16 protein-coding genes and 6 pseudogenes are annotated in these 20,052 nt (G+C 61.7%); 16 read left to right on the top strand and 6 right to left on the bottom strand.

Features of this window, described 5'->3' with window-relative positions; all coding sequences use genetic code 11:
* Nucleotides 1-1,207: 1,207 nt before the first annotated feature.
* The 3 genes and pseudogenes from G3436_RS27265 to G3436_RS03365 form a co-directional block, all read left to right on the top strand.
* Nucleotides 1,208-1,553, top strand: a pseudogene (locus G3436_RS27265) (site-specific integrase); the annotation flags it as partial.
* Nucleotides 1,554-1,573: 20 nt separating this feature from the next.
* Nucleotides 1,574-3,160 carry an ABC-F family ATPase gene (locus tag G3436_RS03370; protein WP_163941269.1) on the top strand — a complete coding sequence of 529 codons (1,587 nt, stop codon included), beginning with the start codon at nt 1,574-1,576 and terminating at the stop codon, nt 3,158-3,160.
* Between the two features lie 144 nt (nt 3,161-3,304).
* Nucleotides 3,305-4,495 (top strand): MFS transporter, encoded by a 1,191-nt coding sequence (locus G3436_RS03365; RefSeq protein ID WP_163941266.1) that lies wholly within the window; start codon nt 3,305-3,307, stop codon nt 4,493-4,495.
* Here the strand turns inward: G3436_RS03365 and G3436_RS03360 are convergent.
* Together G3436_RS03360 and G3436_RS03355 are read right to left on the bottom strand one after the other, a co-directional pair.
* A pseudogene (locus G3436_RS03360) lies at nt 4,463-5,503 on the bottom strand (alpha/beta hydrolase family protein); the annotation flags it as partial. The gene G3436_RS03365 and the pseudogene G3436_RS03360 sit on opposite strands and share 33 nt — an antisense overlap.
* Before the next feature lie 137 nt (nt 5,504-5,640).
* Complete coding sequence (locus G3436_RS03355) at nt 5,641-6,252, bottom strand: FMN-dependent NADH-azoreductase (RefSeq protein ID WP_163941263.1); 612 nt, start codon at nt 6,250-6,252, stop codon at nt 5,641-5,643.
* Nucleotides 6,253-6,385: 133 nt separating this feature from the next.
* Here G3436_RS03355 and G3436_RS03350 point away from each other — a divergent pair, with 133 nt between their 5' ends.
* Nucleotides 6,386-7,294 (top strand): LysR substrate-binding domain-containing protein, encoded by a 909-nt coding sequence (locus G3436_RS03350; protein WP_163941279.1) that lies wholly within the window; start codon nt 6,386-6,388, stop codon nt 7,292-7,294.
* Nucleotides 7,287-7,652, top strand: a complete 366-nt coding sequence (locus G3436_RS03345; RefSeq protein ID WP_163941260.1) for an MmcQ/YjbR family DNA-binding protein — start codon at nt 7,287-7,289, stop codon at nt 7,650-7,652. Before G3436_RS03350 ends, G3436_RS03345 begins: the two co-directional genes overlap by 8 nt.
* Before the next feature lie 27 nt (nt 7,653-7,679).
* On the opposite strand, the gene G3436_RS03340 is transcribed toward G3436_RS03345, so the two are convergent.
* Both G3436_RS03340 and G3436_RS03335 read right to left on the bottom strand, forming a co-directional pair.
* Complete coding sequence (locus G3436_RS03340) at nt 7,680-8,054, bottom strand: DUF1294 domain-containing protein (RefSeq protein ID WP_163941257.1); 375 nt, start codon at nt 8,052-8,054, stop codon at nt 7,680-7,682.
* Nucleotides 8,055-8,082: 28 nt separating this feature from the next.
* Nucleotides 8,083-8,913 (bottom strand): undecaprenyl-diphosphate phosphatase, encoded by an 831-nt coding sequence (locus G3436_RS03335; RefSeq protein WP_163941254.1) that lies wholly within the window; start codon nt 8,911-8,913, stop codon nt 8,083-8,085.
* Between the two features lie 284 nt (nt 8,914-9,197).
* Between G3436_RS03335 and G3436_RS03330 the strand changes: the two genes are divergently transcribed.
* From G3436_RS03330 to G3436_RS03290, 10 genes and pseudogenes are all read left to right on the top strand, one after another.
* A complete protein-coding gene (locus tag G3436_RS03330) occupies nt 9,198-10,337 on the top strand; it encodes a cache domain-containing protein (protein ID WP_420801170.1) in 1,140 nt (379 codons plus the stop codon).
* Nucleotides 10,338-10,345: 8 nt separating this feature from the next.
* Nucleotides 10,346-10,831, top strand: a pseudogene (locus G3436_RS28725) (methyl-accepting chemotaxis protein); the annotation flags it as partial.
* 155 nt (nt 10,832-10,986) lie between these two features.
* On the top strand, nt 10,987-11,553 hold the full coding sequence (gene pnuC / locus G3436_RS03325) for a nicotinamide riboside transporter PnuC (RefSeq protein ID WP_163941252.1): 567 nt from the start codon (nt 10,987-10,989) through the stop codon (nt 11,551-11,553).
* Nucleotides 11,550-12,100, top strand: a pseudogene (locus G3436_RS03320) (AAA family ATPase). Before pnuC ends, G3436_RS03320 begins: the two are co-directional and overlap by 4 nt.
* A gap of 296 nt (nt 12,101-12,396) precedes the next feature.
* Nucleotides 12,397-12,846 (top strand): hypothetical protein, encoded by a 450-nt coding sequence (locus G3436_RS03315; protein ID WP_420801169.1) that lies wholly within the window; start codon nt 12,397-12,399, stop codon nt 12,844-12,846.
* A gap of 1 nt (nt 12,847) precedes the next feature.
* Nucleotides 12,848-13,420, top strand: coding sequence for an adhesin (locus G3436_RS03310; RefSeq protein WP_163941249.1), 573 nt, complete (start codon nt 12,848-12,850; stop codon nt 13,418-13,420).
* Nucleotides 13,421-13,486: 66 nt separating this feature from the next.
* Complete coding sequence (locus tag G3436_RS03305) at nt 13,487-14,473, top strand: heme utilization protein (RefSeq protein WP_163941246.1); 987 nt, start codon at nt 13,487-13,489, stop codon at nt 14,471-14,473.
* Between the two features lie 60 nt (nt 14,474-14,533).
* Nucleotides 14,534-15,214 (top strand): C39 family peptidase, encoded by a 681-nt coding sequence (locus G3436_RS03300; RefSeq protein WP_163941243.1) that lies wholly within the window; start codon nt 14,534-14,536, stop codon nt 15,212-15,214.
* Nucleotides 15,215-15,250: 36 nt separating this feature from the next.
* A complete protein-coding gene (locus G3436_RS03295; protein WP_163941240.1) occupies nt 15,251-15,991 on the top strand; it encodes a hypothetical protein in 741 nt (246 codons plus the stop codon).
* A gap of 46 nt (nt 15,992-16,037) precedes the next feature.
* Nucleotides 16,038-17,325 (top strand): annotated as a pseudogene (locus G3436_RS03290) (hypothetical protein).
* A gap of 76 nt (nt 17,326-17,401) precedes the next feature.
* Here G3436_RS03290 and G3436_RS03285 read toward each other — a convergent pair.
* Nucleotides 17,402-18,726, bottom strand: a pseudogene (locus G3436_RS03285) (sigma-54 dependent transcriptional regulator).
* Nucleotides 18,727-19,048: 322 nt separating this feature from the next.
* Here G3436_RS03285 and G3436_RS03280 point away from each other — a divergent pair.
* Entirely contained in the window at nt 19,049-19,315 is a 267-nt protein-coding gene (locus tag G3436_RS03280) for a hypothetical protein (RefSeq protein ID WP_163941238.1), read from the top strand.
* A 117-nt stretch (nt 19,316-19,432) separates the two neighbouring features.
* Here the strand turns inward: G3436_RS03280 and G3436_RS03275 are convergent, their stop codons facing one another.
* A complete protein-coding gene (locus G3436_RS03275) occupies nt 19,433-19,996 on the bottom strand; it encodes a VWA domain-containing protein (protein ID WP_163941272.1) in 564 nt (187 codons plus the stop codon).
* Between the last annotated feature and the right edge of the window lie 56 nt (nt 19,997-20,052).

Here is a 20,052-nt window from a genome sequence, read left to right as displayed (position 1 = left end):
AAGGGTGATCGCCTATCTCTTCAAAGGCCGCTGCGGCGGGCTTTTTCGCAAGGCTGAAACGCTGGCCACGAGCCATGCAGCACGCATAGCAGGCTTGTAACATCGCCTGCAACATCGTCTGCCCCGACCCGCGCCGATCGAATGATTCCGGACATCCATTTAAGTGAGAATGCTCGCCATAGGGAGGTGTCTGATGACCAAGCAACGTCGTACCTTTTACCACAGCATTCAAGCGCGAAATTTGCAGTCATCCAGTCTTGCCACTACGCGCAGTATCGCAACTCGTTCGACTTCATCAGCGTTAAAGATTTCTTGATTCTCGCCGACTAAAAAATGCACGACACCAAACGTCAAAGGGCGAGAAAATGCGGGAAATAACGCTTTCACGGCGTGACACGGCCAAACGTTTTGCAAATGATCTGGTCGTTGTCCGTGTGAACGCCAGTGAACGGCACCTGCGCAATGGGCAGAAAATCATAGTGCTTGAGGACATTCCTGCCGTCGTTCGTCTTTTTAAGGACGATGTTCAGGTCTGGGAGGGCCACGCGAAGCCATCTAACGACGGCTCGGTAAGCGTTACTGTGGGCATTTCCGAGAGAATGGCCGAAAACATGGGCTGGTTCCCAGTACTGGGATTCGAGCAGCCGCTCCAGAAGAAGAGCCCTCAGTCCCCCCACTCAGTGCAAAGGGGGCACAAATCAAAAAAGTCATGGATGCAAACACCGCGTGGGTTTCGGGGAACAAACGTATCGCGTTGAATTGCTACATATTCAGTACGCTGCCGGCATTACTTGGCTTGATCGGCCTAGGCGACTCAAGCCTGACGTGGTCAACAATTTGTTTGGTGATCTTCATCGCATGCATCGGAGTCGGTCTTTATTTTGCCTCCCTGCGTCCAGCAACTTGTTCCAGATGCGGCGCTCCGACCTTGACCCGCACGAGCTACGACGAAAAATTCATGGGGGCTCGTTCAGTTCAACGGATAATTCGCAACCAGGTTACGAATGAAAACGAGCAACGGACGATTACTGTCAGTGATATCAACGTGACCGAAAAGTGGCTATGCGTTACCTGCAACCATACCTCCACTCACAAATACGCCTACGTATCCGAGTAAACCCTGCCAACAATAGCTGAGCATGTCAGCCATGCACGCTATTAGCCGAGCTCCGGCCGGTTCATCCAAGGCGATCGCAGAAAAGCGCTAGAGCGCACCAAGACCGGCAAAGACCGGTTTGTACTGCTCAACGAGACGGCCTTGTGCACGCTCGAGTTCGCTCAGCAGACCTCGGACCTGCATCACCAGTGGCGGCCGGTGCTGAAGGCCCCATGAATTCGTTACCAGCCGCCATACAACTGCCGCCATACCTATGCGACAATGCGCGCAATGTCTGGCCTCAACCCCCACATTTATCGCCCAACAGCTCGGGCACAGCGTACAGATGCGCCTGGCGACGTCTGCACGTTGGATCAATTCGGCCAATCACTGGCAGGCGCCCGAAACGCTCAAGATTGGTCCGAAATTGGTCCGCAGCTGCGAAGACGCCTCATAAGTTATTGATAGGTAAGCCCTTTGATCTCCACCGCTAACATCACCATGCAGTTTGGCGCCAAGCCCTTGTTCGAGAACGTCTCGGTCAAGTTCAACAATGGCAACCGCTACGGCCTGATCGGCGCCAACGGCTGTGGCAAGTCGACCTTCATGAAAATCCTCGGCGGCGACCTGGAGCCGTCCGGCGGCCAGGTGATGCTCGAGCCGAACGTACGCCTGGGCAAGCTGCGCCAGGATCAGTTCGCCTACGAAGAATTTACCGTGATCGACACCGTGATCATGGGCCACGAAGAACTGTGGCGGGTCAAGGCCGAGCGCGATCGCATCTACTCGCTGCCAGAAATGACCGAAGACGACGGCATGGCCGTGGCCGAGCTGGAAACCGAATTCGCCGAAATGGACGGCTACACCGCCGAATCCCGCGCCGGTGAACTGCTGATGGGCCTGGGTATCCCGCTCGAACAGCATTTCGGCCCGATGACCGAAGTCGCGCCAGGCTGGAAGCTGCGCGTACTGCTGGCCCAGGCGCTGTTCTCCGACCCGGAAGTGCTGCTGCTCGACGAGCCGACCAACCACCTGGACATCAACACCATCCGCTGGCTGGAAAGCATCCTCACGGCGCGTAACAGCACCATGATCATCATTTCCCACGACCGTCACTTCCTCAACAGCGTCTGCACCCACATGGCCGACCTGGACTACGGCGAGCTGCGCCTGTTCCCAGGCAACTATGACGAGTACATGACGGCCGCCACCCAGTCGCGCGAGCAACTGCTGTCGGATAACGCCAAGAAGAAAGCCCAGATCGCCGAGCTGCAGACCTTCGTCAGCCGCTTCTCGGCCAACGCCTCGAAAGCCAAGCAGGCCACCTCGCGTGCCAAGCAGATGGACAAGATCCAACTGGCCGAAGTCAAGCCGTCGAGCCGCGTCAGCCCGTTCATCCGCTTCGAACAGACCAAGAAGCTGCACCGCCAGGCCGTGACCATCGAGAAGATGTCCAAGGGCTTCGACGGCAAGACCCTGTTCGAGAACTTCAGCTTTACCGTCGAAGCCGGCGAACGCGTGGCCATCATCGGCCCGAACGGTATCGGCAAGACCACCCTGCTGCGCACCCTGGTCGGTGAGCTGACCCCGGATGCCGGTGCGGTGAAGTGGACCGAGAGCGCCGAACTTGGCTACTACGCCCAGGACCACGCCCACGACTTCGAAGACGATGTGAGCCTGTTCGACTGGATGGGCCAATGGACCCAGGGCGAACAGGTCATCCGTGGCACGCTGGGGCGCATGCTGTTCTCCAACGACGAGATCCTCAAGTCGGTGAAGGTGATTTCTGGTGGTGAGCAAGGCCGCATGCTGTTCGGCAAGCTGATCCTGCAAAAGCCCAACGTACTGGTGATGGACGAACCGACCAACCACCTGGACATGGAATCGATCGAGGCGCTGAACCTGGCGCTGGAGAACTACCCGGGCACGCTGCTGTTCGTCAGCCACGACCGCGAGTTCGTATCGTCGCTGGCCACCCGCATCATCGAGCTGAGCCCGAGCGGTGTGATCGACTTCAGCGGCACCTATGACGATTACCTGCGTAGCCAGGGCGTCGTGATCTAAGTCCGCACAAACGCTTGGCCCGCAAGGCTGGCTCCCATCAGGAGCCCGTCTTGCGAGCGAAGGCTTGTTCGTTAGCCTGCTTTCTTTTCCTGCCAGCACCCGCCATCATGGTCGCCTCCCACCGCTTGCCTGCGAACGAGCCCCATGTCTGCGCCGCCCCCTGCCCCACCCCGTAACGAACCGGTCACCCGACAGATCCTGTCGATCGTCTTCTATACCTTCATCGCCTTCCTGTGTATCGGCCTGCCAATTGCCGTGCTGCCCAGCCATGTGCATGACACGCTCGGCTTCAGTGCCGTCATCGCAGGCTTCACCATTGGCCTGCAATACCTCGCCACCCTGCTCAGCCGGCCCATGGCCGGGCGGGTCGCCGACAGCCTGGGGACCAAGCGCGCAATCATCTACGGCCTGCTCGGCATCGGTTTCAGCGGCCTGCTGACCTGGGCCTCGGCGCTGCTGATCAATCTGCCCGCCCTGAGCCTGATGGTGCTGCTGGTGGCCCGCGTGGCGCTGGGCGTCGCTCAGGGGCTGATTGGCGTCGGCACCCTGAGCTGGGGCATCGGCCAGGTCGGTGCCGAGCACACCGCGCGGGTGATTTCCTGGAATGGCATCGCCTCGTATGGCGCCATTGCCATCGGCGCCCCCCTGGGCGTGATCGTGGCCGCCGAGCTCAACTTTGCCACGCTGGGCCTGAGCCTCTGCGTAATGGCGGTGCTGGCCCTGCTGGTGATCCGCAACAAGCCGTCAGTACCTGTGGTGCGTGGCGAGCGCCTGCCGTTCTGGGCCGCCTTTGCCCGCGTTGCCCCCTGCGGCGTGGGGCTGACCCTGGCCTCTATCGGCTACGGTACGTTGACGACCTTTGTCACACTGTTCTATCTGGAGCGCGGCTGGAGCGGCGCCGCGTTGTGCCTGAGCTCGTTTGGGGTGTGCTTCATCCTCTCGCGCCTGCTGTTCGTCAACGCGGTGAGCCGCTGGGGTGGTTACCGGGTAGCCATTGCCTGCATGGGCGTAGAGGCATTGGGGCTGGCACTGTTGTGGCTGGCACCGTCACCGGTGGTGGCACTGATCGGCGCCGGGCTCAGCGGTTTCGGCCTGTCGCTGGTGTACCCCGCGCTCGGCGTCGAAGCCATCAAGCAGGTGCCCACTGCCAGCCGTGGCGCCGGCCTGGGCGCCTATGCGGTGTTCTTCGACCTGGCGCTGGCGATTGCCGGGCCGGTGATGGGGGCCATCGCCGCCCGACTGGGCTATGCGTGGATCTTCTGCGTTGCTGCGTTGTTGTCGCTGGTCGGTGTAGGCCTCACCCTGCTGCTGTTGCGGCGTACCCGCAGGCTGTGAGCGAGTCTCGGGGCGCCCCAGTGCCCGCGTGAAGAAGTGCGTGGCCTCATCCTGCAGCGACAGGTGGATACCGATGCGATCGACCCCTTCGGCATCGGTACACAACGGCGCCATGTGCTCCAGCTGCGCGCTGTCACAGGGGGCCATGAACACGAAGTGCCCGGCCCCCGCCAGCAACCGATAGTTCGGCGTGATCGGCAGTTTGCGCGCCAGGGCCTGGGCGTTCTTGTCGATGGCCAGCAACTGGTCGCGATCACCGCTGTAGATCAGCGCAGGCACTTTTACGTCGGCCAGCGCATGGCGCCCGAACATCAGGCTCAAGGGGGCCATCAGCACTAAGGCGCGCACCCTCGGGTCGGCTTGCGGCAACAGGTCGTCACGGTCGGCCACCAACACACCGTGGGCCTTGCAGGCATCGGCATCCAGCGGGTGGTGCTGGCAATAGCGACGCAGGCGCTGAAAGTCCGGCCGCGCGCCCGACAGGATCAACGCGGTTTCGCCCCCCGCCGAATAGCCGATCATGCCGACCTGCGCGCCATTCACGCTCGCCCCGAGCAACGGGTCCGCCAAGGTCGCGGTAATCGCCGCGCTGATTTGCAACGGTCGACCATAGAGGTTGCTCAAGGTGCCCAGCCGACTATGGTCACGGGCGTTGTCGCCGGGGTGCACCACGGCCACGACCACAAACCCGCGGCGCGCCAGGGCACTGGCCAGGTCATGCAATGCCAGCGGCGTACCGGTATTGCCATGGGAGAGCATGACCAGCGGAAAACGCCCCGCCACCACCGCACCCTCGGTGGCAACGCGAATGCGGTAGCCGTCGATCTGATGCCACTGTGCAGGCACGCTGGACGGGTAGAACGCCAGCACCTGCATCGGTTGCCCGTCCAGCGGGTCGGCCAGCCCCACGCGATGCAGGCCCACGCTCCAGTGCTGCGCGGGCTCAGCCTGTACCACCGCGCAGCACCCGCATAGCACCACCATCAATAACGCCCTGACTTGCCGCATTGTCTCTCACCCTGACCGCTGTGCACGCGCACCCGGTACAGCCGAGCATAGAGCGGGCCAGACTCGGCAGGATGAAAACTGCATGAAAAAGCCGACTCGCGGCATAACCGGGAGTCGGCTTTTGCGCACCAGAACAATCAGGCTGCGGCAAACAGCTCGCTGTCGATCTGCGCCTGGGCTGCCTGCATGGCGTTGCTGCGATGCTCGTCACCGTAGGCCAGGCCGTGGGCCCGCACGAACTCGACGTCGGTGATGCCGATGAAGGCCAGGAACACCTTGAGAAACTCTTCATGGCCTACACCGGTAGGCTGGCCCGCATGCAACCCGCCCGAGGTCGACACCACGATGACTTTCTTGTTGCCACACAGGCCTTCAGGGCCTGCTTCGGTGTAGCGGAACGTCTGGCCGGCAACGGCGATACGGTCGATCCAGGCCTTGAGCTGGGTCGGCACGCTGAAGTTGTACATGGGCGCGGCGATCACCACCGCATCGGCGGCAAGGAACTCCTGCAGGGTTTCGCTGCTGAGTTTGGCTTCATGCTGTTGCGCTGCATCGCGCAGTTCGTCCGGGGTGCCGGCTGCAACCAGCGTGGCGGCGGAAAAGTGGCTGATGGCATCGGCGGCCAGGTCACGGTAAACCACATCAACCGAAGGCTCGGCGGCTTGCCAGGCGGCCACCACGCGGTGGCTCAGCTGGCGCGAAGCCGAATTGTCGCCAAGGATGCTGGAGTCGATATGCAACAGTTTCATGGGGCTCTCCTGAGTGAGGACCGCAGCGGGGCGATCACGATGGGAGGCATACTACCGGGCTAGCGAATAGCTGATAAGATCGCAATTTCGCGCTTCTTCGTCCCACTCACAGGACAATGACTTCATGGCCGGCATGCAAGACCTCAATGACCTCTTCTATTTCGCCCGCGTGGTTGAAGCCGGAGGCTTCGCTGCTGCTGGCCGATTGTTGGGCATCCCCAAGTCGCGACTGTCGCGGCGTATCGCCGAGCTTGAGGAGCGCCTGGGCACACGCCTGCTGCAACGTACCACCCGGCAACTGAAGCTGACGGCTGTGGGCGAGCGTTACCTGCGTCATTGCCAAGCCATGCTGCTGGAGGCCGAGATGGCCGACGAAGCGGTGGCCAGCATGACCAGCGAGCCGCGCGGTCGCTTGCGGGTGTCGTGCCCGGTGGGCCTGGCCCATGAGTTCTTGCCCGGCGTCATCAGTCGTTTCCTTGAACAATACCCGCAGGTGCAGTTGGACATGGTGCTGCTCAACCGCCGGGTTGACCTGATCACCGAAGGCATCGATGTGGCCTTGCGCGTACGCGACCTGGGCGATGAGGACCCGGCCCTGGTTACCCGGCGCCTGCGTCAGGCACAAATGTGGCTGGTGGCAGCGCCGGCGTTTGCCGCGGCGCACCATATCGAGTCACCACCAGACCTGGCCAGGGCGCCGGTGCTGGGTGCGGCGCAGGCCGATCGCCTGGTGCACCTGCGCCTGCTCGACAGCCAGGGCAACAAGCACGACCTGGCCATGGAAGCGCGTCTGGCGGTTGATGACTTCGTGGTACGCAAGGCCGCTACACTGGCAGGTCTGGGCTTCACCACGCTGCCAATCATGCACTGCGAAGCGGAACTGCAGCGTGGCGAGCTGGTGCGCCTGCTGCCTGACTGGTCGTTGCCCGGCGGCTATCTGCAGGCGGTGTATCCACACCGACGCGGCGTACTGCCAGCCGTGAGGGCCTGGATCGACCATCTGGTAGCCTCGTTCGAGGAATGTGGAGAGCGTTATGTCTGAACGAACAATCAGCGAAAGCCAGGTGGCGACACTCTGCCTGGGCCTTCCAGGCGCGCAGGAAGACTACAAGTGGGGCGGCGTGCGGGTATTTTCGGTGGCCGGCAGCAAGATGTTCGCGGTGATGGACCTGGCCGGTGCGGGCTTGTCGTTCAAGGTCGACAGCGAGCTGTTCCTGGGGTACGTGGATCGTCCCGGCGTACGTCCGGCACCGTACCTGGCCCGGGCGCACTGGATCAGCGTGGCGCGGCCTTATGCGCTGGGGCGCGAAGAGCTGGAAGACCTGCTCAGGCGCTCGCACCAACTGGTGGTGCGACGCTTGCCCAAGCGGGCGCAGGCAGGATTGCTGCTGCAGGGTTGATGCCGCCTGCGCTAGTACGCCAACGGCCTAAAAGCTGAACACGCGGCCGGCCAGGAACAGGTAGTCGGCCCAGAACACCTGGTGCACCAGCACAATCCCCCAGAACATCGCCTGGTAGGACAGTTTGCGCGTCTTGTGCCGAAACACCTGCTGCGCCACCAGCGCGCCAGGCCAGCCACCGAGCAACTCGAAGGCATGCAGCACTTTCTCTGGCGTGCGCTGCCCCTGGGCACGTGCCTGGCGCTTGTCGTACCCATACAGCAGCACACATGCCAGGCTGGCCAGCGCATACCCCGCCAACCCCAGCCAGTTGCCCAGGCCAAGCCCCTGCTTGAGCGTACTCAACACTGGCAACAGGCACAGCAGCGCAAATGCCAACAGCTTCAGCCGCGCATGACGCATGCGCGGCTGTTTCTCGCTACGCGCCACCTCAGCCGTTCGCCACGGTCCAGTCGACCCAGCCGAACTGCCAGGTCGCCAGGATCACCAGGCCAAACGCGATCCGATACCAGGCAAACACCGCATAGCTGTGGCTGGCGATGAACTTGAGCAAACCGCGTACAGCGATCATGGCAAAGATGAACGACACCACAAAACCAACGGCGAACACCGCGAAGTCATCAGGCTGGAACAGCTCACGGTACTTGTAGCCCGAATACACTGCAGCGCCGACCATGGTCGGCATCGCCAGGAAGAACGAGAACTCGGTGGCAGCCTTGCGTGACAGGCCGAACAGCAGGCCGCCGATAATCGTCGAGCCCGAGCGCGACGTACCTGGGATCATCGCCAGGCACTGCGCGAAGCCGATCTTGAGCGCATCGGTCCAACGCATGTCGTCGACTTCCTCGGCGCGCACCACATGCTCGCGGCGCTCGGCCCAAAGCATGATCACACCGCCGATCACCAACGCAATCGCGACCGTGATCGGGTTGAACAGGTACTCATGGATCAGGTCTGCAAACAGCACGCCCAACACCACTGCAGGCATGAACGCGATCAGCAGGTTGACCGTGAAGCGCTGGGCCTGGGCCTGACGCGGCAGCCCCACCACAACCTCGAGAATCTTGCGACGAAACTCCCACACTACCGCCAGAATCGCACCCAGCTGGATGATGATGTTGAAGGCCATGGCCCGCTCACCACCGAAGTTGATCAAATCGGCAACGACGATCTGGTGACCGGTACTCGAAATGGGCAAAAACTCTGTCAGACCCTCGACAATCCCGAGAATCACTGCCTGCATGGCGGTCCAAAAATCCATCATTCCCCCGTAAGACCCTGCCCCTGGCAGGTCTTATCATTCATTGTTGGTTGCCCGAAACCGGACATGTTACGGCGACATTGCGTCGCTAAACCGATGGAAATACTGCCTCGGCCTTCAGTTTTGCCCTGTTCAGGCCGAAATCCTATCAGACCTCTCACTCAAGCGCTGCCGTAGCGACGCAGCAGGGCCAGACGAATCAAGCACTTAGCCCTTGGTCGAGTAGGTAATTCGACTAAAGCATGGTTGGATGCGGACAATAACAAGAACATAGGGTGACCTTCATGAAGACTTTACGCGGTATGTCGATCAGCCGCCGGCTGTGGCTCATCCTGGTGGTGGCGGTAGTGATGCTGGTGACCCTGGGCCTGCTGATGCTGCGCCAGATTCATGGCGACCTGTATCAGGCCAAGGCCGAGAAGACGCGACACGTGGTCGAGACCGCCGCCGGTGTGCTTGGCTATTACCAGGGCCTGGAAGCCACCGGCGCACTGACCCGTGAAGCCGCCCAGCAGCAGGCACTGAGCGCGGTGCGCGGCCTGCGTTATGACCAGAACGATTATTTCTGGATCAATGACCTGGGGCCGAAGATGATCATGCACCCGATCAACCTCAAACTTGAAGGCCAGGACCTGTCAGGCATTCGTGACCCCGACGGTTACGCCCTGTTCAATGAAATGGTCACCCTGGCCAAAGCCCAGGGGGCTGGCAGTATCGATTATCGCTGGCCCAAGCCGGGCGCCAGCGAACCGGTGGGCAAGACCTCCTACATCCAGCTGTTCAAACCCTGGGGCTGGGTCATCGGCTCGGGCGTCTACATCGACGACATGCAGGCCGAGTTCGCTCGCCAGGTGCGCGACGCCTCGCTGCTGGGCCTGGGCATTGCCTTGGTGATGGCCCTGGTGGTGATGCTGATCGCGCGCAGCATCGCGCGCCCATTGCAGGAAGCCGTGGACGCCATGGCCACCATTGCCAGCGGCGAAAGCGACCTGACCCATCGGCTGGACACCCATGGTCACGATGAAGTGACCCAGTTGGGCGTGCACTTCAACAGTTTCACCGCCCGCCTGCAGCAGGTGGTGACCCAGTTGCAGGGCGCCGCCCTGGCCCTGGGCCACGCCGCAGGCGATGTCGGCGACAACGCAGGCCAGGCGCACCAGCGCAGCGAACAGCAGTCGCAACAGATGGAACAGGTGGCCACCGCCATCAACGAAGTCAGCTATGCGGTGCAGGACGTGGCCAAGAACGCCGAACACGCCTCCAGCGAAATGCACGACGCGCGCCAGCGCGCCGAACAAGGCCAGCAGAGCATCCATGGCAGTTTGCTGAAGATTGACGAACTGTCAGGCACCATCGACCAGGCGGTGCAGGTGATCCAGGCGTGGCAGGCCAGAGCACGCGCATTGGCAGTGTGCTGGAGGTGATCCGCTCGATCGCCGAGCAAACCAACCTGCTGGCGCTCAACGCCGCGATCGAGGCGGCGCGGGCAGGCGAGCAAGGTCGCGGGTTTGCGGTGGTGGCGGATGAAGTACGCCTGCTGGCGCAGCGCACCCAGCAGTCGACGGCCGAGATCCAGCAGATGATCGAGCACTTGCAAGGGCAGTCGGAGGCTGCCGTGAAGGCCATCGACGCCAGCAGCCTGGCATCGCGGCAGACTGTCGAACAGGCCAGCGAGGCCGGCGCCAGCCTGGATGCCATCAGCCAGGCGCTGCACAACCTCACGGCCTTGAACGCCTCGATTGCCAGTGCCACGTTGCAGCAGTCGCATGTGGTGGAGGAAATCAACCGCACCGTCACCGACACCGCCGACCTGTCGCGCCAGACTGCCGTGGCTGCGCAGCAGTCCAGCAGTGCGGGCGTTGCGTTGAACCAGTTGAGTGAACAGTTGGGGCAATTGCTGCGACAATTCCGCGTGTGAGCGTATACGCTGCCCCGCCGCGCCAATGCCGAGCGCACCAGGCCGACAACGCCTTGTGCACTCGGCCTCACGCCGCACCGGCCACCCGATGGTGGCACCCGACGTGCCACAGGGTACAATCCCCGCCCTACTCCCGAAGCTGCCAAGGAACACCGATGTCCGGCCTCGAACTGTTCGCCGCCGCCCTCGGCGTGATCGCCGTATGGCTCACGACCAGGCAGAACCCATGGTGCTGGCCAATCGGCCTGGTCATGGTGCTGTTGTACAGCTGGGTGTTCTTCGAAGTACGTCTGTATTCGGACATGCTCCTGCAGCTGGTGTTTGCCGTGCTTCAAATCTATGGCTGGTGGCAATGGACCCGGCCAGCCAATGACCGTCCGGTGCGCCATGTCAGCCGCCTGAGCACACCCCCACTGTTGTTCGGGCTGGCCATCGGCCTGGTCGGCAGCCTGGCCCTGGGCGCCGCCATGGCCACCTGGACCGACGCCGCACAACCGTGGCTGGACGCCGCCCTCACCGCCTTCAGCCTGGTCGCGCAGTTGTGGATGGCGCAAAAACGCGTGCAGTGCTGGCCGCTGTGGATCGTGCTGGATGTGATCTTTGTCGGCCTGTTCCTCTACAAGGACCTGTACCTCACCGCCGCGCTGTACGCCCTGTTTACCCTTATCGCGGTTCAGGGCTGGCGCACCTGGCGGCGTGACCCGGCGCTGGCCAGCGCATGAAAGTACTGGTATTGGCAGGCCCTGAATCCAGCGGCAAAAGCTGGCTGGGCGGGGAAATCCAGGCGCATTTCGGCGGCCAACTAGTAGGTGAGTATGTACGTCATTTTATCGACGAACAGGGTCGCGATACCCACTACGGCGATATCACCGCCATCGCCCGTGGCCAGCTGGCCTGGGAAGACGCGGCGCGCGCCCAGCAACCCGAACTGCTTATTCTCGACACCCACCTGCTGAGCAATATCCTGTGGAGTCGCGTGCTGTTCAACGACTGCCCGACTGGCTTGAGCCCGCATTGCTGGCACGGCGCTACGACCTGCACCTGTTGCTCAGCCCCCAAGGCGTGCCGTGGATAGGTGACGGCCAGCGCTGCCAGCCGCAACTGGCGCAACGCCAGGCGTTCTTCGCGGCCAACCGGCAGTGGCTGCAAACCCACCGGCAACCGATGCAGATCATCGACGGTGACTGGTCACGCCGCCAGGCCAGTGTGCTGGCGGCGGTACAGGCACTGCTGCAGGGCAAGGCACCTGCCTGCGCCACCGAGTGTTAAGCGCGCGTTACACACCCTGTGAGTCCAGGCCGCGAAACAGAGCCTGTGCCCGATGATGCGAGGCGGCTGTTAAACCGCTGATACAGTCACCTCAGGTCTGCGCCGGCCTCCCACAGGGCCGCAATCGCGCAGCGGCCAGCCAATCAGTGTCTCAGCAGCGTTACAGATTTTTCTGAGCATGCCCATGCGCAAATCATATCCCCATGATTTGCAAGCAAAAGCAAAAAGCGGCACAGCTTCTGCTCTCCTTCTCGCAACGCTGATAGGGCCAGCGCATCGAAGAAGGAACCGCTGCCGTGGGGAATCACAATAACAACCTGCTAAGTCTGTTCATCGTCGGGTTCGCCTTGAGCGCATCCACCAGCCTGCCGGTGATGGCCGCCGGTGACGGCACCATCATCCTGCAACGTGAAGTCCAGGCACGCTCGGCGTTTCGCCCTACCGGCACGCCAGACCCGCGCCCCAACACCGTCAACGCCGATGCCTCGCGCCGGGTGCTGGGCCAGACCAACGAACTCAGCGACGGCGACTTTGCCAGCGTTGCCAGCGGGTCGAGCGTCAATCGTGTACTGGTGCCCGATGCCTCCGGCAACGTGCGCGGCATGGGTGCAATCCCCACCAGCCTGCCCGGCTTGCGCGGCGGTTCAGGCGCTGGTGCGGGCGGCGGCAACAGCATCTCCAACTCGGTCAACCAGAACGTGCAGCGGGGTCTTGCGCCCCTGCAGATCCTGACCGGAGGTCGTTGAGATGAATTATTCCCTGCTGTTCCTTGCCCTCGGCTGCACCGCTTCGGCCTTTGCCGCCCAGCCGGTGGACGACAACGCCAGCATCAACGCCACTGGCCAGAGCTACAAGGGCAACCTCACCGTCAACCAGGCTGCCGGCGACCAACAGCAACAGAACAACAGCCGCGCCATCGCCATCGGTCACAGCGCCACGGCAACCACCCAAGTACGCCAGCGCATTGATACGCCGGCCAGCAGCGCAATCAACGCCCGCGCCAGTATCGGCGGCACCTCTTTCAGCAACGGCAGCGGCATGGTTGGCATCAACCAGTCTGCTGGCGCCAACACACAACAGGTCAATGCGGTACGGGTAAGCATCAGTGCCAACCCGCAAAGCATCGACGACAGCGTCCTGCAGCAACAGAACGTGGCGCTGTTAAACGGCTCAGGCTCAACCGATCAAACCCCAGGCAGTCGCCAGGTCACTACCAGTGACCAGGCCTTCACCGGCAGCCGTGGGGTGATCCAGTTGAACCAGAGCGCCGGGGTGGGGAACCGAATGGCCAACACCCTGAGCGTACGGGTTGCAGACTGACCCGAGCACTACACAACGCAGCACAACACGACACTTAACAATCTAACAATAATGCGGAGAAACACCATGAAACCCACAATGGCACTCAAGCCTCTGGTATTCGCACTCGCAGCGGTCATGGCAGTTGCTGCACAAGCGGGCGAACGTGGACACGGCGGCCACAATGGCGGCCACAATGGTCATGACAATGACCCAAGCCCACTGCTGTCCCTGTTGATCAATGCTGGCGCCGGCGCCACCGTGATCGATACCCAATCCAATGGCGGCAACGGTGTACTCAACGAGAACACCCGCAACAACGCCACCATGGACAATTCGGCCAATGGTTCCCAAGGCAACCTGGGCGCAAACGTGGCGGCCGGCGACGGCAACCAGCAGGATAACGTTGCCGCCATCGCCACCGCCGACGAACGCTTCATCTTCGGCAGCGCAGTCGCCGTCTCCAGTGCCACCCAGAACAACGGCGGCAACACGGTCAGCAACTTCTCCACGCAAAACAACGCCAACCTGACCAACTCGGCGAACAACAGCTCCGGCAACATTGGCGTCAACGTCACCGCCGGCGACTTCAACCAACAGAAAAACAACCTGGCGATTGCCGTGTCCGGCGGCCGTGTGGCCGTGGCCAGCGCAGCCGCCAACCAGTCCACTTCCGGCCTGAACGTCAGCAACAAGGCCGACCGCACCTACGCAACCCATACCCTGGGCGGCAGCTTCTACGCCCAAGGCAGCTACGAAGGCGAAGGTCACGGCTACGTGGAACGCAAAGACGACAAACCTGGCCATGGCGGCGGCTGGGATGATCGTGGTGGCAACAAACCACAAAAAGACAAGCTCACCTTTACCGAAGAAGGCAGCTTCGTACTGGGTGGCGTGTACACCTACCAAGTGCTCAAACCCAACGGCTGGGCCAACCCAGTGGTCAACAACGCCAACATGAGCAACTCGCTCAACGGCGTGTCGGGCAACGTCGGCGCCAACGTGTCGGCCGGCTCGGGCAACCAGCAAAGCAACTCGCTGTCGATTGCAGCAGGCTGCCGCGCTTGCCTCTAAGCTGAAAAAGGATCGGGCCCCTCGGGGCCCTTTTCCTGCCATTCACAAGGTGTGAAGACCATGCGCATTGCCCTGCTTGCCGCATTGATGTTTCTGGCCAGCCTGGTTGAGGCCGCTCAAATGCCCATCGCCGCCCTTCCTGGCGGTAATGTCATTTACAAGCCCATCCAGAGCATCCGCGAACGGCGCTTCGCTGACCTTGTACAACAGAAAACCGACTTCAGTTGCGGCGCCGCCGCACTGGCCACCGTTCTCAAACAGGCCTATTGGCTGGACGTCGACGAGGAACACATCATCGACGGCATGCTGGCCAATGCCGACCAGGACGTGGTCAAGACCCAAGGTTTTTCCATGCTGGACATGAAGCGTTACGTGGAAAGCATCGGCATGCGCGCCCGGGGCTACCGGATCCCGCCAGAAAGCCTGCAGAGCGTGACCATTCCAGTGGTGGTACTGATGGACATCCGCGGCTACAAGCACTTCGTGGTACTGCAACGTACCGAGAAGGACTGGGTGTACATCGGCGACCCGGTACTGGGTCACAAACGCTACAAGTTCGACGACTTCGTCAAAGGCTGGAACGGCATCATCTTCGCCGTCATCGGCCCCGGCTACGACAAGGCCAACGCACTGCTCGATCCGCCGCAACCCTTGACCGCCAAACAGAAGATCAATGGTTTCTACCCGGTGGATGACGCGCAGTTGATGGACTTCGGTTTTATCCAGAGTGATTTCTTCTAACTACAAGAAGGGGCACGAAGCTCCGGGGAGCACCCGATGAAGACTTCAACCTGGCTGGTTGCCGCGTGTCTGGCGGCCAGCTTGCCTGCGCATGCGCAATTCAAACCCATCGAAATCAAGGACCAGGAACTGTCCGAGCTGCGCGGACGCTACGTGATGCCAGGGCGGATCATCAGCTTTGGCGTGGTCATGAGCAGTACCTGGCAAAACGCCCGCGGTGATCGCATCAGTGGCACCGCAACCATGCAAGTTCAGCAGTCCTCCTTCAAGCCACAGTTCTATGTATCGCTCAACAGCCAGCAAGGCAGTGGTGCTGCAGTTGGCCAGGGCAACGGCACCGTCAGCGGCGGCGCAGGGCTCAACAACACCCAGGGCGTGACCCAGTCGGTGCGCGCAGCGGGCGACTACAACAGTGCCTACAACAATGTCTCGATCAACGTCAGAGAAGGCAACAGCGCACCCGCAGCGGGCAAACCGCAAGGGCAACTGCTGGGTGCCGGGCAAACCATCAGTGGCACCAATGGCGCTGGCACGCTGAGTGTTTCATCCACGGGCAAGGGCATCCAGCTGGGTATCCAGGCCAACAACAACCAGGGCAGCAGCGTGCAGCGACTGGCCCAAGGTGGCCTTTTGCAAGCAACCACCCTGCTCGGTGGCAACAACGCCGTCAACAACATGACTCAACTGAACGTTGTGCTGCGTAACAACCTCCCTACTGCCGGGGCACTCAACTGCAATCTGGATCAACTCAAAGGCCTTCGCATTTCAGGATATTGATCTACGCTCTGTCTCAATCATCGCAGTTGGAAGGGACGGCTAACCCATGCATCGATCGTTTTCGTTGAAGGCAGTGGTCTGTGTGAGCACCCTGGCGTCTTCGGCACTGCTGCAAGCAGCGCCAGACCCGCAAGTGGAAGCCCTGAAACAGGAGTTGCAGGCACTCAAACAGCGCTATGAGTCACAACAGCAGGCGCTAATGGTACTGGAGCAACGGGTGCGTCAGGTTGAAGATCAGCCGGCCGCGCCCCCGCCCAAGCGCCTTACCCGTTCACCGGCCGCGTCTACGCGCTCGGGCCAGGTCGTCACCGCCTCCGGCGCGGCACCCGGTACCGGCAGCTCCTATGGCGAATCGCTCAAGGACGATGCAGAACCGGCGCAGAGTGTGTCCAACCTGTATGACGAGGCCAGCGGTTTCTTCGGTGGCGGCAAGTTCAGCGTCGAGACTGGCATTACCTATGCCCGCTATGACACTCGCCAACTGATCCTCAACGGTTTTCTCGCCCTGGACTCGATCTTTCTCGGCAACATCAACCTTGACCGTATCAAGCCGATAACTGGACCCTGGACGTGACGGGGCGGTACAACCTCAACCAACGCTGGCAGTTCGACGTAAACGTGCCCATCGTGTACCGCGAGTCGACCTACCAGTCCGGCGGCGCCGGCAACAATGCCCAAGGGGTCTCGGAGAAAAGCGTGACCCGTGACCCGACCATTGGCGATGTCAACTTCGGCGTGGCCTACAAGTTCCTCGACGAGTCGGAAAACACCCCGGATGCCGTGCTGACCCTGCGTGTCAAGGCACCCACCGGGGATGACCCGTTCGGCATCAAGCTGATTCAAGATCCAAGCAATGACAGTCTCGCCTATCCGGAAGACCTGCCAACCGGCAACGGCGTCTGGTCGATCACCCCCGGTATTTCGCTGGTCAAGACCTATGATCCCGCCGTACTGTTCGGCAGCCTGTCTTATACCACACCTTCGAAGAGTCCTTCAGTGACGTAAGCTCTGCCGTGGGGGTCAAGGTGCCGGGCAAGGTCAAGCTGGGTGACAGCTTCCAGATTGGTGCAGGTATCGCCTTTGCCCTGAACGAGAAGATGAGCATGTCGTTCTCGGTATCCGACCTGATTGCGCGCAAATCCAAGATCAAATCTGCCGAGACCGGTGATGACTGGGTGACGGTACCCAGCAGTGATGCCAACGCGGCCTATTTCAACGTGGGCATGACACTGGCAGCCACCGATAACCTGACCATCGTGCCCAACCTGTCGATCGGCCTGACCGACGATGCGCCCGATTTCACCTTCAGCCTCAAGTTCCCCTACTACTTCTGATCCGTTGCACCACCCTGGCGGGTCAAGCCAGCTCCCACTGCGGGCGCGCGCTTGCCCCACCAGGGTGTTGACCTGTTCAGCGGATCTGATGCTTGTGCAGCAACCGGTAGAACGTGGGCCTCGATACACCCAGCACCTTGGCGGCAATGCTCAGGTTGTCGCTATGACGATTGAGCACGTCACACAGCGCCTGGCGTTCGGCCCGGTGCTTGTAATCTTCCAGGGTGCCCATCGGTGAGGCCTGGGCCTGCTGCCCCTGAAGCCCGAGGTCGGCGCTTCGATCTGCCGCCCTTCGGCCAGCACCAGCCCGCGCCTCACGCGGTTGGCCAGCTCACGCACATTGCCCGGCCAGTCATGCTTGCCCATGGCGGTCAAAGCGTCTTCGCTGAAGGTTCGCGGGCGGCGCCCGGTTTCAAGGCTGTAGAAACGCGAAAAATGGCTGGCCAGCATCGACAGGTCACCATGGCGGTCGCGCAACGGCGCGGTGACCACCTGCAATACATTGAGCCGGTAATACAGGTCTTCACGAAAGCGCCCGCTGGTGATAGCGCTTTCCAGGTCGACGTGGGTCGCGGCCAGCACGCGCACATCCACAGCAATCGGCTGGCTGCCGCCCACCCGTTCGATGTGCTTTTCCTGCAGAAAGCGCAAGAGGTTGGCCTGCAGCTCAAGCGGCAGGTCGCCGATTTCATCAAGAAACAAGGTGCCGCCGTTCGCCGCCTCGATGCGCCCGACCTTGCGCTGATGCGCACCGGTGAACGCGCCTTTTTCGTGACCGAACAGTTCGGACTGGATCAGGTGCTCGGGGATCGCGCCGCAATTGATGGCCACAAAAGGCTTGTCATGGCGCTGGGACTGGCGGTGCAACGTACGCGCCACCAGTTCCTTGCCGGTGCCGCTCTCACCACGGATCAATACCGGCGACTCGGTGGGCGCCAGTTTACTGAGCAACTTGCGCAGCTCTCGGATCGGCCGACTGTCACCCAGCAACTCATGCTCGGGCTCGTCGACATGCACCGTACCTTTGCCGCGCAAGCGCGCCATGCCGAACGCCCGGCCCAGGGTGACCTGCACCCGGGACACGTCGAACGGCAGGGTATGGAAGTCGAAAAACCACTCGCAGACGAAATCCCCGACGTTTTGCGCTCGCAGTTCCTGGGGGCTCAGCACTGCGATCCACTCGGTGCCACTGCGGCTGATCAGGTCCTTGACGGCGTCAGGGTGCTGCAGGTGCGAGGCCTGCAAGCGCAGCAAGCCAACATCGCACGGATGCTCCAACGCCGTGGCCAGGGTACAGCTGTGCACGTCCCAGCCCACACTGCGCAGGCCGGGCAACAATCGATGGCAGTCGTCACAAGGGTCAACGATCAGCAGGCGGCGGTTCGGTACCGGTTCTAGCATGACCTTTTCCTTGGCGCCAATTATTGGAAATATGAGTAGAAACAGCATGTTGGCAAGCCCGTTTGTAACAGTAGCAACGAACGTCGGAATGCCCACTACCGTCTGTCAGTAAACACCACCGGGGTTTTACCGCTATAGAATTTTCCTGTTAATTCAACGTCACACGCGCAGCGCAAGAAAGTGCCGGGTGAAGAATGTTAAAAAAGCGACTGCGCGGTGTGACTCCACCCGCTACTGCGTGCATCAGTACAAGTAACCTGCGACAAGGAACACGCCTTGCTGCAATTTTTCCAATGTTTGGGACCACAGAGAGACCGCCCCCATGAATGCCCCGCTCCGTGTCAACGAAGCACTGCTGATTGCCGACCACGCCTTCGAACCCTTCCAGTGCGTCGCCTGGGATGTGCCTAACGGTACTGGCGAGCTAAGCCTGGCAGTGATCGACCGGACCAATACGCGCATTGGTAGCAAACAAGTTCCGAGCAGCACCTACTCTGACCCGGAGCAACTGGCACACCTGATCGAGGAAGTGCGCGCCGAGTTGAGCCAGAAAGGTTATGACTTGCAGCCATGGACGATGCCGAAGTAACTTTCGAGACCTGTTGCCTGCCCCAAAAAGTGCATCCACGGATGCACTTTTTTTGTGTTTAAAGTGTAGCGTCGATACTGCGACTGTTCGCCGCATGCCGACAGAAAGTTGCAGGTTTCAGCACAACACAAGCGCTTCGAGATGCTGATAGTCGGCCCCCAGCTCTTGCGCCAGTTGACGGGCACGCCCCAGGCGTACGGGCGCACTTTCCATGTCCACCAGCAGGCTGCTGCACGGCAATGGTTGCAACGCGGGCCACGCGCTGAGGCGGCCATCGGTCAATACCAGGCAGCGCTGTACCTCGTGCGGGTAGCGACGCTGGCGCGCAATCAACCACTGCCGCGCCTGCTCCAGCGCCTGCAACAGCGGCGTGCCGCCCCCCGCGCCCAGCGCAGCCAGCCACGGCTGAAGAGCCGCCGAGGCCTTCAGGCCATGGCGTTGCCAGCGTGGTTCACTGCCACTGGCGGTAAGCAGGGCCAACCGCGCACGCTCGCGATAGGCCTGGTCGAAGAATTCGGCCAGCAGGCCTTTGGCGCGGCTCAAGGCCTGATAGCGTCGCGTGGAAGCCGACGCATCGACAACCACCAGCCATACCTGCAAGGGTGCAGCGCTTCGCTGCACCCAGCACAGGTCTGCCCGATGACGCGGGCGTCCGTTGAGCAGCGTGGCTGACCAGGCCACCCCGCCCTGTGCCGCCGCCCGTGCGCGCCCGCGCGCCCCCTGATCGAGCTTGCCGG

It is taken from the genome of Pseudomonas brassicae (assembly GCF_010671725.1).
GTDB classification, from domain to species: Bacteria; Pseudomonadota; Gammaproteobacteria; order Pseudomonadales; family Pseudomonadaceae; genus Aquipseudomonas; species Aquipseudomonas brassicae.
This window is presented reverse-complemented; position numbering and strand designations above follow the sequence as displayed.